General features: G+C 55.7%; 11 protein-coding genes. 6 read left to right on the top strand and 5 right to left on the bottom strand.

The genetic code is table 11. The features are described from left to right. The first annotated feature begins 81 nt into the window (after window positions 1–81). From E3E36_RS09290 to cdr, 3 genes are read left to right on the top strand one after another with little or no spacing between them, the layout of a single operon-like run. Window positions 82–381, top strand: coding sequence for a DUF424 domain-containing protein (locus E3E36_RS09290; protein ID WP_167895379.1), 300 nt, complete (start codon window positions 82–84; stop codon window positions 379–381). Window positions 382–424: 43 nt separating this feature from the next. Continuing rightward, a complete protein-coding gene (locus E3E36_RS09285; RefSeq protein WP_167895378.1) occupies window positions 425–1,591 on the top strand; it encodes a 60S ribosomal export protein NMD3 in 1,167 nt (388 codons plus the stop codon). A gap of 60 nt (window positions 1,592–1,651) precedes the next feature. Further along, complete coding sequence (gene cdr, locus E3E36_RS09280; protein ID WP_167895131.1) at window positions 1,652–2,977, top strand: CoA-disulfide reductase; 1,326 nt, start codon at window positions 1,652–1,654, stop codon at window positions 2,975–2,977. 9 nt (window positions 2,978–2,986) lie between these two features. Here cdr and E3E36_RS09275 read toward each other — a convergent pair whose 3' ends face one another. Beyond that, a complete protein-coding gene (locus E3E36_RS09275) occupies window positions 2,987–4,231 on the bottom strand; it encodes an MFS transporter (protein ID WP_167895130.1) in 1,245 nt (414 codons plus the stop codon). Window positions 4,232–4,392: 161 nt separating this feature from the next. Here E3E36_RS09275 and E3E36_RS09270 point away from each other — a divergent pair, with 161 nt between their 5' ends. The 3 genes from E3E36_RS09270 (at window position 4,393) to E3E36_RS13230 (ending at window position 7,365) form a co-directional block, all read left to right on the top strand. Further along, window positions 4,393–5,835 carry a potassium channel family protein gene (locus E3E36_RS09270; protein WP_167895129.1) on the top strand — a complete coding sequence of 481 codons (1,443 nt, stop codon included), beginning with the start codon at window positions 4,393–4,395 and terminating at the stop codon, window positions 5,833–5,835. Window positions 5,836–5,839: 4 nt separating this feature from the next. After that, on the top strand, window positions 5,840–6,976 hold the full coding sequence (locus tag E3E36_RS09265) for an ATP-NAD kinase family protein (protein ID WP_167895128.1): 1,137 nt from the start codon (window positions 5,840–5,842) through the stop codon (window positions 6,974–6,976). A 155-nt stretch (window positions 6,977–7,131) separates the two neighbouring features. Further along, window positions 7,132–7,365 (top strand): hypothetical protein, encoded by a 234-nt coding sequence (locus E3E36_RS13230; protein WP_240911835.1) that lies wholly within the window; start codon window positions 7,132–7,134, stop codon window positions 7,363–7,365. Between the two features lie 123 nt (window positions 7,366–7,488). On the opposite strand, the gene E3E36_RS09255 is transcribed toward E3E36_RS13230, so the two are convergent. From E3E36_RS09255 to hypF, 4 genes are all read right to left on the bottom strand, one after another. Further along, window positions 7,489–8,688 (bottom strand): cysteine desulfurase, encoded by a 1,200-nt coding sequence (locus E3E36_RS09255; protein ID WP_167895127.1) that lies wholly within the window; start codon window positions 8,686–8,688, stop codon window positions 7,489–7,491. After that, window positions 8,685–8,978: a hypothetical protein gene (locus E3E36_RS09250; RefSeq protein ID WP_167895377.1), complete on the bottom strand. Its 294-nt coding sequence runs from the start codon at window positions 8,976–8,978 to the stop codon at window positions 8,685–8,687. The genes E3E36_RS09255 and E3E36_RS09250 overlap by 4 nt, the downstream gene beginning before the upstream one ends. A 91-nt stretch (window positions 8,979–9,069) precedes the next feature. Next, window positions 9,070–10,080: a hydrogenase expression/formation protein HypE gene (gene hypE, locus E3E36_RS09245; protein ID WP_167895126.1), complete on the bottom strand. Its 1,011-nt coding sequence runs from the start codon at window positions 10,078–10,080 to the stop codon at window positions 9,070–9,072. 48 nt (window positions 10,081–10,128) lie between these two features. Then, complete coding sequence (hypF, locus tag E3E36_RS09240; RefSeq protein ID WP_167895125.1) at window positions 10,129–12,447, bottom strand: carbamoyltransferase HypF; 2,319 nt, start codon at window positions 12,445–12,447, stop codon at window positions 10,129–10,131. Between the last annotated feature and the right edge of the window lie 45 nt (window positions 12,448–12,492).

Below are 12,492 nucleotides of genomic sequence, written 5' to 3'. Positions count from 1 at the left end.
TTCCCCTCTTTTTACTTTACGATTTTTCCATCTCCCCAAGGTTTTTAAGAGTAGATACGTTGTTTTGACCCGGTGGCTCCCATGATATACGTTAAAATCTACCGCGTTCAGGGTGAGGTCCTTCTTGCGGCATGCGACGAAGAGCTCCTCGGGAAGACATTCCGCGAGGGCGAACTGAAGCTGGAGGTGAAGGAGCGCTTTTATAAGGGCAATCTGGTGGAGGAGGACGCACTGGAGAACCTCTTGGAGGAGGCCACCATAGCCAACCTTACCGGAGAGCGATGCGTGTCGAAGGCAATTGAGCTGGGCTACGTTGACAGAGAGCGGATTCTGTACATAGACGGAGTCCCCCACGCCCAGATGGCCAGGCTGTTTCTCTGAAGGTTTTTAAACTCTCCTTTCGATTCTCCCTCCGGTGAGACGTATGAGTGAGAGATTCTGCTATCGGTGTGGAATAAGCGAGAGTGAGGGTGGCCCGCTCATAGAGGGACTCTGTCAGGTCTGCTACCGTAAGGAGAACCCCGTACTGCTCATAGAGAGCGAGATAAGCACAGAACTCTGCCAGAACTGCGGGAGCTATCGGAAACGGGGCGTGTGGGTCGACCCCAGCAGCTACGAGCTGGAGGAGCTTATATTTGAGGTTGCTGACAGCGCCCTTATTGAGGCCATGGAAGACTCTTTGAGCGGGGTAGTTAGGGAGTACGAAGTCGTTCCTGCTGAGGAGATTGAGGGAATTGAGAGCCTTCCTGTGGGGAGAGCCGTCATAGCGTTCCAGCCCGTGGACTGGCACATCGAGTACTTCCCCGCGATAATAACCTACGAAGTCCGCGTTAAGGCCAGGACCCATGAACTCCAGATGGAGCTCCACAACGAGAGAAAGCACGTCACGGTCTATGTCCGCCAGACTGTCTGTCCACGCTGTCAGAAGTTCCTTGGGGGCTACTTTGAGGCCATTCTCCAGGTTCGCGCCGAGGACAGGCCCCTGACCGAGGAGGAGAGGAAGGTCATCGGAAAGCTCGTCGAGGAGAAGGTAGATGAGATAATGAGAAAGGACAGGATGGGTTTCATCCAGGACACGATAGAGAAGGAGGAAGGGCTTGACTTTTACATGGGCTCGACTTCTTCAGCAAGAAAGCTCGCCCAAGCCATAAAGGAGCGCTTTGGCGGGACGATAAGTGAGGCCTACGAACTCGTTGGGGTGGACAGGCAGACGAGCAGGGAAGTTTACAGGACAAGCGTCAGCGTAAGGATTCCAAAGTTCCAGAAGGGCGATATAGTGGCCGATAAGCGGGGCAACGTCTACGAGGTCAAGAAGGTCGACGGGAAGGGACTCAGAATCAAGAACCTCTCCACCCACAGGGAGGAGCACAGGGACTGGAAGACCGTGAAGAGGGAGGGCATAGAGATTGTAGAGCACGAGAGGAGCGAGGCCATGGTGACGAGCATTACTCCAAAGGAGGTTCAGCTCATGGACATGGAAACCTACGAGACTTACGAGCTTGAAAAGCCCGGGATAAGCCTTCGTGAAGGGGAAATCTACAGCATGATTGAGGTTAATGGGAAGAGGTACTTCCTCTCCAAGAAGGAATGACCCGCTTCTGCACATCAACCTTTTTAACCTTTGGTTTTGAACCCTTCTCGGTGATGGAGAATGAGAAAAACGGTGGTTATCATAGGCGGTGGAGCGGCCGGAATGAGTGCCGCGTCTCGCGTCAAGAGGCTCAAACCTGAGTGGGACGTCAAGGTCTTCGAGGCAACGGAATGGGTCAGCCACGCTCCCTGCGGCGTGCCATACGTCGTCGAGGGCATCTCACCGAAGGAGAAGCTCATGCACTATCCCCCCGAAGTCTTCATCAAGAAGCGCGGCATAGACCTCCACATGAAGGCCGAAGTCATAGAGGTCGAGCAGGGTAGTGTCCGCGTCAGGGAAGAGGATGGGGAGCACACCTACGAATGGGACTACCTGGTCTTTGCCAACGGTGCCTCGCCACAGGTTCCTGGGATTGAGGTTATTGGGCTTGAGGGAGTTTTCACCGCGGATCTCCCACCGGATGCGGTTGCAATAGCCGATTATATGGAGAAGCACGATGTCAAGGACGTTGTGGTCATAGGTACCGGTTACATAGCCCTTGAAATGGCCGAGGCCTTCGTTGAACGCGGGAAAAACGTAACCCTTATCGGAAGGAGCGAGAGGGTGCTGAGGAAAACCTTTGACAAGGAAATAACCGACATCGTTGAGGAGAAACTCAGGAGCAACCTCAACCTTCGCCTTCAGGAGCTCACTGTGCGTTTCGAGGGCAGGGAGAGGGTCGAGAAGGTGGTTACCGACGCCGGCGAGTACAAAGCCGACCTTGTCATAATAGCGACTGGAATAAAGCCCAACACAGAACTTGCGAGGCAGCTCGGCGTCAGGATAGGGGAGACAGGTGCAATATGGACGAACGAGAAGATGCAGACGAGTGTTGAGAACGTCTATGCCGCCGGCGATGTCGCTGAAACCAAGCACGTAATAACCGGCAGGCGCGTCTGGATGCCCCTCGCACCGGCCGGCAACAAGATGGGCTACGTGGCTGGAAGCAACATAGCCGGAAAGGAAATATACTTCCCCGGTGTTCTGGGCACGAGCATAACCAAGTTCCTCGACCTTGAGATAGGAAAGACAGGCCTCACCGAGGCGGAGGCAATCAAAGAAGGTTATGACGTCAGGACTGCTTTCATAAAGGCCAGAACGAAGCCGCACTACTACCCGGGGGGCAGGGAAATCTGGCTCAAGGGCGTGGTTGACAATGAGACCAACAGGCTCCTCGGCGTTCAGGCGGTCGGTGCCGAGATACTGCCGAGGATTGATTCAGCGGCGGTGATGATTCAGGCCGGCTTCACCACGAAGGATGTGTTCTTCACTGACTTGGCATACGCACCGCCCTTCGCTCCAGTATGGGATCCGCTAATAGTCCTCGCTAGGGTTCTGAAGTTCTGAGCTTTTCTTTTACCTCTTCATCAGTACTAGGCTGCCCCCGAGAAGGAGCAGTCCCAGGCCAAAGGCACCCCCAAATCCTGCCCCTGATATGACGGCCCCGCTCAGGGCGCTACCCGTTATGTATCCCGCCGAACTAACCACGTTGTAGGTTCCCATAGCGCTGCCCTTCTCCTTCTCTCCCGCCCTCTCGCTCACTATGGCCGTCGAGGAGACCCCGATAAAAGTCCAGGAGTAGCCAGCCAGGGCGTATGACACGAGGATGAGGGGCAACAGGGCCGGCGATGCAACCAGTCCACCCAGTACCGTCACAAAAGCCCCGGCGCGGAGTAGCAGACCCTTCCTCAGGGTTCTCTCTTTTTCCTGCCCCATACTGAGACTTACACGAGTGTAGTTGAGTGCCGCTATGGTGGAGTTCACGATAAGGGCGAGGTAAACTGTTCCCCTGCCAAAGCCGCTCTCCGTGAGGAGAACCGGTATCTGGGGAAAGTACAGCCCTGCCGCTACCCAGAACAGGAAAAACGCTACGTAGAACCTCTTCAGCTCGTTGGGCAGGCTGAAGTTGGTGTGGAGTATAAAGGAGGGCATATAACGGGCCTTTTCGATAACGTAGTTTCCGAAAGCGGCTATTGACCTTCTGTTGATGTACACGGGCGCCTCGCGTATCAGGCGTTGGGCCATTGGTACAGCGAGGAGGCCTATCAGGCCGAACGCAAGGAATAGCTGAGGTATGGTAAGGAAGCGCGAAAGACCGAAACCAAGGACCAAGCCGAGAACCCAGCCCCAGCCGCTTACCTCGTTAAACTTTCCTATGCCGTAGCCCCAGCTGTGTTTTCTAACGCTCCTCAAGACCAACGCTATGGGAACCGGAAGGGTGGATGCCAGAAAGAAGGCGTACGCTGTGTTGACAGCTATGAGCTGGGATGGAGTTTTTGCAAAGGCCATAAGAGGGAGGAATACCGGCACACTGATGAAGCCGAGGATTATAAAGGGTTTTCTCCTCAGGGTTCTGTCGCTGAGCCTGCCCCAGAAGAGGGCCCCTAGCATCGAGGCAAGGCTGGCCAGGGCAAAGGCGGCCCCGACCGTTGAGGCACTCCCGCCGAGCTGGAGGAGGTAGAGGCTGACAAGCGCTGAGCTTCCACCCGTGGCTACCTTGAAGGGCACGAAGGAGTAGAACCACCTTGGGATGGTGGGTATATAGCGGTAGCGGTTTGCTATGGTGGCGTTTCTCACTGCGACCGCCGTTCTCTGACTCATTTTTTCACCCTGAGGGCTTCGGGAGTGGGGATCGGTTTAAAAAGGTTGCTGGTGGAAAACCTACCTGGATGTTCAAGTGTGGCTACCTAGCATACTGTGCTTCATCCCGATAGTGGAGAAAACCTTAATTAATCCCCAGACCCAGTTTGTCCGGGAGGCATATGTGCGAGTACGTCTACGAGAACGGGCACAGATGCAGGCTAAAACCAGTTGAGGGTTCAAAGTATTGCCCCCTGCACATCCCCTACGATGAAGGCGAGCGGCTTCTGGGGGAGGGAATAAGAGAAATCAAGGAGAAGGCTTTTCTGAGGAGGCTGAAAGCAGGCCAGACGTACTTCGAAGGCGTTTACCTGTATGACATTAAGGTAAGCGGTTTTAGGGCGGAGAGGCCCCTGGTGTTCAAGAACTCCAGGATCATGAACCTGCTTCTGGACTCCGTAAGCCTTAGGGGCCTGACTGTCTACAGTTCCCACGTTGGCAGAATTGTCGTTTTTGGGAGTGAGCTCGGGACGATACTGATTCACAACTCGCAGGTGTTCGGCCTAAACATCATCATGGTAAAGTTCTCAAATTCGGTATACGTCTGGGATTCAAGCGTCCGCTACGTCATGATAAACTCTGTCGAGTACATCGGGAGGGGCCTCCGGGGGGAGGAGGAGTACGGCGAAAAGAGGGCACTCGGGCGGATAGAGCTGGGCGGCCTCAGAGACGTAAGGAGAATTGGAATCAACGTCCGCTACCCGCTCATGAAACGCATTCTGGAGGAGCACGGCATAAAGCCGGCAACATCCTCTGAAAGAAGCGTGAAGGTAACGGCGTTAATGCTGCGGGACATAGAGTTCGACCAGTCGGCGAGGTTTAAGAGGCAGGTCAGGCTGAGCGTGAGGCGCTTCCACGGCGGTCTCGTATTCGAGAACCTAAGGGTCTTCGGCCACGCCGAGATACTTGGTAGCTGGCTTAAGAACCCCGAGTTCGTCCATACGAAGGTTATGGGCAACATGATATTCCGGAAGACGTCCTTTCACGGGGACTTCACGTGGAATTCCACTGTCCTTCCCAACATACCTGTCGAACTGAGCGTTGAGGGTTTTGTTGAAGTTGAAGACTGCAGGTTCAACAGTTACCGCGCGGCGGAAGTCTTCTACCGTCTTGCCAGGATAAGCTGGGAGAGGAACGGGGACTTTGAGAGGGCGGACGGGTATTACTACCTTGAGATGGTCGCCAAGAGGAACTCCCGGCTGAGCGGCAGGAGAAAGGGCCTCAAAAAGTTCTTTCTCAAACTGGAGGGCATTTTCGAGTGGCTCTTTGCCGACCTGACCTGCAGGTATGGAACCGACTGGAAGAGGCCGATACTCATATGGATCCTAGCTGTCAACGTCTTCTTCCCGGTTCTGTTCTTCCTGACTAACAGTGTAGAGGGACTATCAAGCAGCATGGCCTTTCTCGACTACGAATACTTCAGCGTCGTAACGGCCACGACCCTGGGCTACGGTGACTACCACCCGATAGGCGTCGGCAGGGTCATCGCCTCGGTGGAGGCCCTCTTTGGAATGTTTATGTGGGCAGTGTTCCTGACAGTCTTCGCGAGAAAGTACATGAGGTGATCCCATGCGCGTTGGGCTTATAATCAACCCGATAGCCGGGATGGGTGGGAAGGTCGCCCTCAAGGGCACGGACGGTGTTGTTGATGAGGCCGTCAGGAGGGGTGCCAGACCCGTGGCGGCCGACCTGGTGAGGCTCTTCCTGGCCGAGCTGGACCACTACGGTAAAGCTGGAAAAATCGAGTTCCTCACCGGCCCGAGGCCGCTCGGTGAGGACGTTTTAAAGGAGTTTGACATCCCATTTGAGGTAATCGGGCACAGGGAGATAGGCTACCGCGTCCTTGACGGTGTCGAAATTCCCGACACGACTTCAGAGGACACCAAGGAGCTCGCGAGAAGGATGCTCGGAAAGGTTGACCTCCTCCTCTTTGCGGGCGGAGACGGAACGGCCAGGGATGTGGTTGAGGCAATCGATGAGAATCTCCCGATCCTCGGAATCCCCACCGGGGTTAAGATGTACTCTGGTGTTTTTGCCACCTCGCCAGAGGACGCGGCGAGGGTTCTGGTGGAGTTTCTCCATGGTAGTGTAAAGCTTGAAGAGCGTGAGGTAAGGGACATAGATGAAGACGCCTACCGCCACGACGAGGTTAAAGCGAGGACCTACGGGAAGGCCATCGTCCCGGTTGTCGAGACCCTTGTCCAGGGGAGCAAGGAGAGACTTCCACTCGATGAAGAGGAAGAGCTTGAGGCCATAGCCGAAGCGGTTGCAGAGGAGATACTTGAAAGGGATGGAGTTTATTTCCTTGGCTCCGGTTCGACAATCAAGAGGATAAAGGACAGGCTTGGTATAGATGGAACTCTCCTTGGTGTTGATGTCGTTGAAGTCAGGGACGGGAAGGCGGAACTGCTCGTGAAGGACGCGGCTGAAAGGGACCTCCTCCACTTCACTGACAGAGGTCCGAAAATAGTCGTTACGGTGATAGGGGGTCTCGGCTTTCTCTTCGGAAGGGGTAACCAGCAGTTTTCCGCCGAGGTGTTGAGGAGGATCCCGAAGGAGAACATCCTCGTTGTGGCAACGCCATCGAAGATAGCCGGCAGCGCGGTTCGGGTCTACACGGGCGACAGGGAAGTTGACGAAAAGCTCCGGGGCTACATCAGGGTTCGCGTGAGTCCGTGGATGGAGCGGGTAGTCAGGGTCGTTTAGGGGAGCGAACCAGAACCCGTTTATACAACCTCCCCGTATTTTTAACCGGTGGACTTATGGGGTATTCCAAGATAGCCGTCAGGCTTTTTTAGAGGAAGGGCGAGGACGTTTTCTACGACTCGGTCTATCGCGGAAGAACCCCCAAGGTTTTCGGGATGGACGAGTGGCCGGGAAAGGTGAAGAGCCTTCTGGAGGTGGCGAAGTCCGAGAACAAGTATGCAGAAGGCATCCAGAAGAGATACACACCCCTGGACGAAGCGTTCTACTCCGGAAACCCGCCGAAGTTTGGAGGAAACATCCTGGTGGATCTAGGAGAGACCTACAGCATAACCATCGCGGGAATGGCCTTCCTCGTCGTGAGCGCGTGGTCAGAAAAAGGAGGGACTTAATGATAAGGCCTATGAGGCCAACGGCGTTCCGCCGGCCCGATGAGAAAGCACGTCCTAATGGGCGGGGGCATTTATATACCGCACGCCCGAAACAATAGGTGTGGAGTGGGGCGAGATGCCCCTTTAGCCCCTCAGACTTTTCACTATTTCCTCCATGACTCCCAGGAAGGTCTCCACCTCTTCAATGCTGTTGTAAACGTGGAACGAGGCCCTCACGGTTCCGTTGATGCCCAGCCTCTTCATGACCGGCAGGGCGCAGTGGTGGCCGGAGCGAACCATTATCCTGTGCTCGTCGAGTATCGCCGCGACGTCGTGCGGGTGGAGCGGCGGAACGTTGAAGCTCACAACACCGGCGTGTTTTTTCAGGTTCCTCGGCCCGTACCACGGGACTTCAAGTTCGTCGAGGCCCTCCGTGATGCGCTTCACGAGTTTGTACTCCTGCCTTTCGATTTTGTCGAGGCCTATCTTCTCGATGTACTTTATTCCAGCGGCGAGACCTATTGCTCCGCCTATGTTGGGCGTTCCTGCTTCAAACCTCTCCGGCGGCTCGGTTAGCTTGTAACAGCACAGGTCAACATCCTCTATGGTTCCACCTCCAAGGAAAGGAGGCTCGAAGGTGTCAAAGAACTCCTCATTGATGTAGAGGACCCCAATTCCCGTGGGCCCCATCGGCCCCTTGTGGCCAGAAAAGCCCAGGAAGTCGGCGCGGAACTTCTTGACGTCAACCTCCATGTGGCCAGCGCTCTGGGCAGCGTCAATGACGAATATCGCCCCCTCCTCCTTGGCCATCTTTCCGAGCTCCTCGATCTCGTGGATGACGCCGAGGGCGTTGGAGACGTGCTGAACCGCGACGAGCTTTGCCCCCTTAATCTTCCTTTCCGCGTCGCTCAGGTCTAGGTTGCCCTCGTCGTCGCCCTCGATGAACTCCAGCTTCAGGCTGAGCTTTTTGGCCAGCCTCTGCCAGGGGAGCAGATCGGAGTGGTGCTCATAGGGCGTGGTCACTATCTTGTCGCCGGGCTTGAAGAGGTGTTCGAGCCCCAAAGCCACGAGGTTGAGGCTCTCGCTGGTGTTCTTGGTGAACACTATTTCTTCAAACTTGGCGTTGAGGAAATCGGCAACAATCTTCCTGCTCTCTTCGTACTTGTGGGTCGCCATCTGGGAGAGCCTGTGGATCCCCCTGTGGACGTTGGCACGGTACTTCAGGTAGTACTCGTCCATGGCCTCTACCACGGGTTTCGGGGTGAGAGAGGTTGCGGTGTTGTCGAAGTATATGACCTCAGAAGTCAGGGGTATGTCCTTCCTTACATCATCAGGGATCCTCATGCAACCACCTCCAGAACTCCGGCACAGTCGTATATGGCCTTTGCCATCTCGCGGCCCTTGTTGGAGTCTTCGAGCATTTTGATTATTATTTTTCCGCTCGGGTAAACGCTCGTCTCGTAGCCCTCCATCTCAAGGATCAGCATCATGCCGGGGATGAGCTTTTTGACTGCATAGCCCCTCTGCTTGAGACACTGGGCCGTCTTCGTCAGGTCTATCTTAACCTGCTTCTCCCATGAGTAGCCGCTTATAACGATGCCCTTCATCGTGGTGCAGGGTTTTGCGATTATCATGTCCACCACCCGTTTGAAATTTGGAAAAGTGGCCTTATACGGCTTTCTCAAACCGAAGGTTGGGGACAAAAGTGAGAATTGGGAAAAAAGGTCAGCAGACCCTCGGGACGGGGTCCCCGGCCGGCGGCTCCAGGAACCTCTTACCCCCGATTCCGGTCTCAACGAGAACCTTGCCCCGGTACTGGTCTATCACTTCGCCGATTATCGCGGCGTTCCTGCCTTTTTCCGTGCCTCTCATAGCCCTTAAGGCCTCCTCAGCGTGCTCCTTCGGGACTATCATGACGACCTTGCCCTCGTTGGCTACATCGAAGGGGCTTATTCCAAGCATGTCGCTCGCCGCCCTGACCTCTGGCCTTATTGGGACGTCCGCCTCCCTTATGAGTATACCGACGTCCGCTTTTCTGGCCATCTCGTTGAGGGCGTTGCTCAGCCCGCCCCTCGTCGGGTCCTTCATGGCGTGGATGTTCTCCCAGCCAATGGCCTTTGCCACGGCCTCAACCACTTCCCATATCGGGGCCACGTCGCTCTCCAGCTCGGTCTCGAAAGCTATCCCCTCGCGGTGGCTCATCAGGGCGATGCCGTGGTCGCCAACGGTGCCGCTGACGAGGACGACATCACCGACCTTCGCCCCCGAGTCGGTTATCGGCCTCTCGGCTATCCCTATTCCTGCTGTAATGACGAACATCTCTATGCCGTCCTCGACGACCTTGGTGTCGCCGGTGACTATCGGAACCGGGACTTCTCTGGCCGTTTCATCCATCGAGCGGAGGATTTTCTTCAGGTCTTCGCCGTCGAAGCCCTCACCGATTATCATAGAGTTGGCTAGAGCGAGGGGCTTTGCCCCCATAACTGCCAGATCGTTCACTGTTCCGCTGACTGAAAGACGGCCAATGTCTCCCCCCGGAAAGAAGAGCGGCCTCACTGTGTGCCCGTCTATCGTGAAGACGAGGTGCTTATCTCCGAGGGGTATCGTCGCCCCGTCGTCGAGGGCATCCAGTCCAACTCCTCCTGCGCTCTTGAGGGTCAGTGTCCTCAGTATGACGTCCCTCAAGAGCTCCTCCATTATTTCCCCGCCTGCTCCGTGTTCGAGCTTGATCTTCATCTTTCTCCCCCCAGTTATCGTTGTGAATAAATTGAATTTAACCTTTCCTCACAACATCAGGTCCTCCTTCGTGAGGTATCCCTCAAGGTACAGGCCGCCGAGGAAAGCCTGTCCCACGTTTATCCCGTTGTCGCCGCGCGGCACCTCGTGGGTGGTGTAGAAGTTCAGGCCGTTCGCTTCAGCCATCTTCCTCACCGTCTTGACTATCAGCTCATTGAAGGCGACCCCACCGCTGATGCCGATGTTCCTCACGCCAAACTCCTTCGCCCTTTCCACCGCAACGTCCGCAAAGGCCCTTCCCAGGGCGAGGTGGACTGAGTAGGCTATGTCCGCCGGGGCAGCCCTGTCCAGAACCTCCAAAGCGTCCCTGAACAGCTCATCAACCTTTATCAGCTCGCCCTCGACCGGAACCTCGAACTTGAGGTCGTTCTTGCCGCGCATCGCGAAGCTCTCAAGCTTCATCGCGGCCTCGCCCTCGTAGTGCCTTCTGTATGCCACGTTGAGGAGCACAGCGAAAGCGTCGAGAACTCTTCCCGTTGAGGACGCATAGCCCGTGTTTATTCCCTTCGCGAGCTGGTTCAGAATCACTTTGAACTCGACCTTCCCGTAGCGGAGGCTCTCTACCGCCTTGGGACAGCACCTCTCTATTATCCCCTCCAGCTCCTCAACACCGTATATCTTGCTGAGCACACCCATAAGCGCCCTCAGCGGGTAGTAGCTTGCCAGATCTCCGCCGGGGAGCGGGTAGTAGTCTATGTGGGCCAATCTCTCCACGTCCTCGTAGCTCAGGTATATTACCTCACCGCCCCAGGTGTTTCCGTCGGTGCCGTAGCCAACCCCGTCAACCGCTATCCCTATGATTTCATCCAGACCGTTCTCGGCCATAACGCTCGCTATGTGAGCGTAGTGGTGCTGGACCTGCAGGAGCTCGGTCCCCAGCTCATTGGCCATTTCCATTGCCAGCTTGGTCGTGTTGTAACTCGGGTGCAGGTCGGCGACTATTAAGTCGAAGTCCTTAACGCGGAGGATCCTCTGGAAGTGCCCTATGGCTTCCCTCATGAACTCAAGAACCTCAACTTTGGATGTGTTGCCTATGTACTGGCTCGGGTAGACCTTCCCGTTCTTTGCCACGCCGAAGGCGTTCATCAGCTCGGCCCCAACGGCCAGGCCGCGGTATTCAAAGGGTATCTCTATCGGCAGAGGCACGAAGCCCCTGCTCCTTCTTATAACCGCCCTCCTGCCGTTCACGAAGCGTATAACGCTGTCGTCAGCCCTATTGAGTATCTTCCTGTTGTGGAGCAGGAAGTAGTCCGCAACGTCCTTCAGCTCCCTAAAGGCCCTCTCGTTGTCCTTTACCATCGGCATTCCCGGGTAGTTGGCGGAGGTCATGACGTAGACTTTGCTTCTGCTCCAGTGGAAGAGGATGTAGTGGGTTCCCGCGTATGGGAGCATGACGCCTATTGTGTGCAGTCCCGGGGCAAGGTTCTCCGGCAGCGGGAACGGCTCCCTCTTGCGGAGGGTCACGATTGGCCTCCTGTAAGAGGTCAGCTCCTCAAGCTCCTCCGGCGAGACGAAGGCGAACTCCTCCACAGTCTCGACGTCCTTTGCCATTATAGCAAAGGGCTTCTGGGGCCTGTGGGTTCTCCTCCTCAGCTCCGCAACAGCTTCCTCGTTGGTGGCATCACAGGCGAGGTGGATCCCGCCGATACCCTTTATCGCCACTATGTATCCCTTATCAATGAGCTCTGCCGCCTTTTTCAGCGGGTCTCCGGTTATCTCCTCTCCATTGTTCGTGTAGAGCCTGTAAGATGGTCCGCAGACGGGACAGCAGACAGGCTCCGCGTGATAGCGCCTGTTGAGGGGATCTTTGTACTCGCTCTCACAATAGTCGCACATCGGGAACTCTCTCATCGTGGTGTTGATTCTATCGTATGGCAAATCCTCGATGATCGTGAACCTTGGCCCGCAGTTGGTGCAGACTATGAAGGGGTACATGTAGCGCTTGTCCGCTGGGTTGAAAAGCTCCCTCAGACAGTCGTCGCATATCGCTATGTCTGGAGGGATTATCGAGTCTCCACCCCCTCCGCCCTGGGAGCTCTTTTCTATGTAGAAGCGGTCGAATCCCTGGATGGGTATCTCTTTTTTCTTCACACTTTCTATCCTCGCAAGCGGGGGCTTTTTTGCATAGAGGTCGCGGATAAAGGCCTCTATGTTTCCCTCATCGCCCTCGACCACTATCTCGACGCCTGCATCGCCGAGGTTCTTGACGTAGCCCCTCAACCCGTGCTCGTGTGCTATCCTGTAAACGAAGGGACGGAAGCCGACGGCCTGAACGATACCCTGAACGTGAAGCCTGTAAGCTTTCATTCCTCCCACCGCTTTTTTCTTGGTGATCCGGGCCTTTATAGGTTT

Source organism: Thermococcus sp. M36, from assembly GCF_012027355.1.
In the GTDB taxonomy this organism is placed as follows: domain Archaea; phylum Methanobacteriota_B; class Thermococci; order Thermococcales; family Thermococcaceae; genus Thermococcus.
This window is presented reverse-complemented; position numbering and strand designations above follow the sequence as displayed.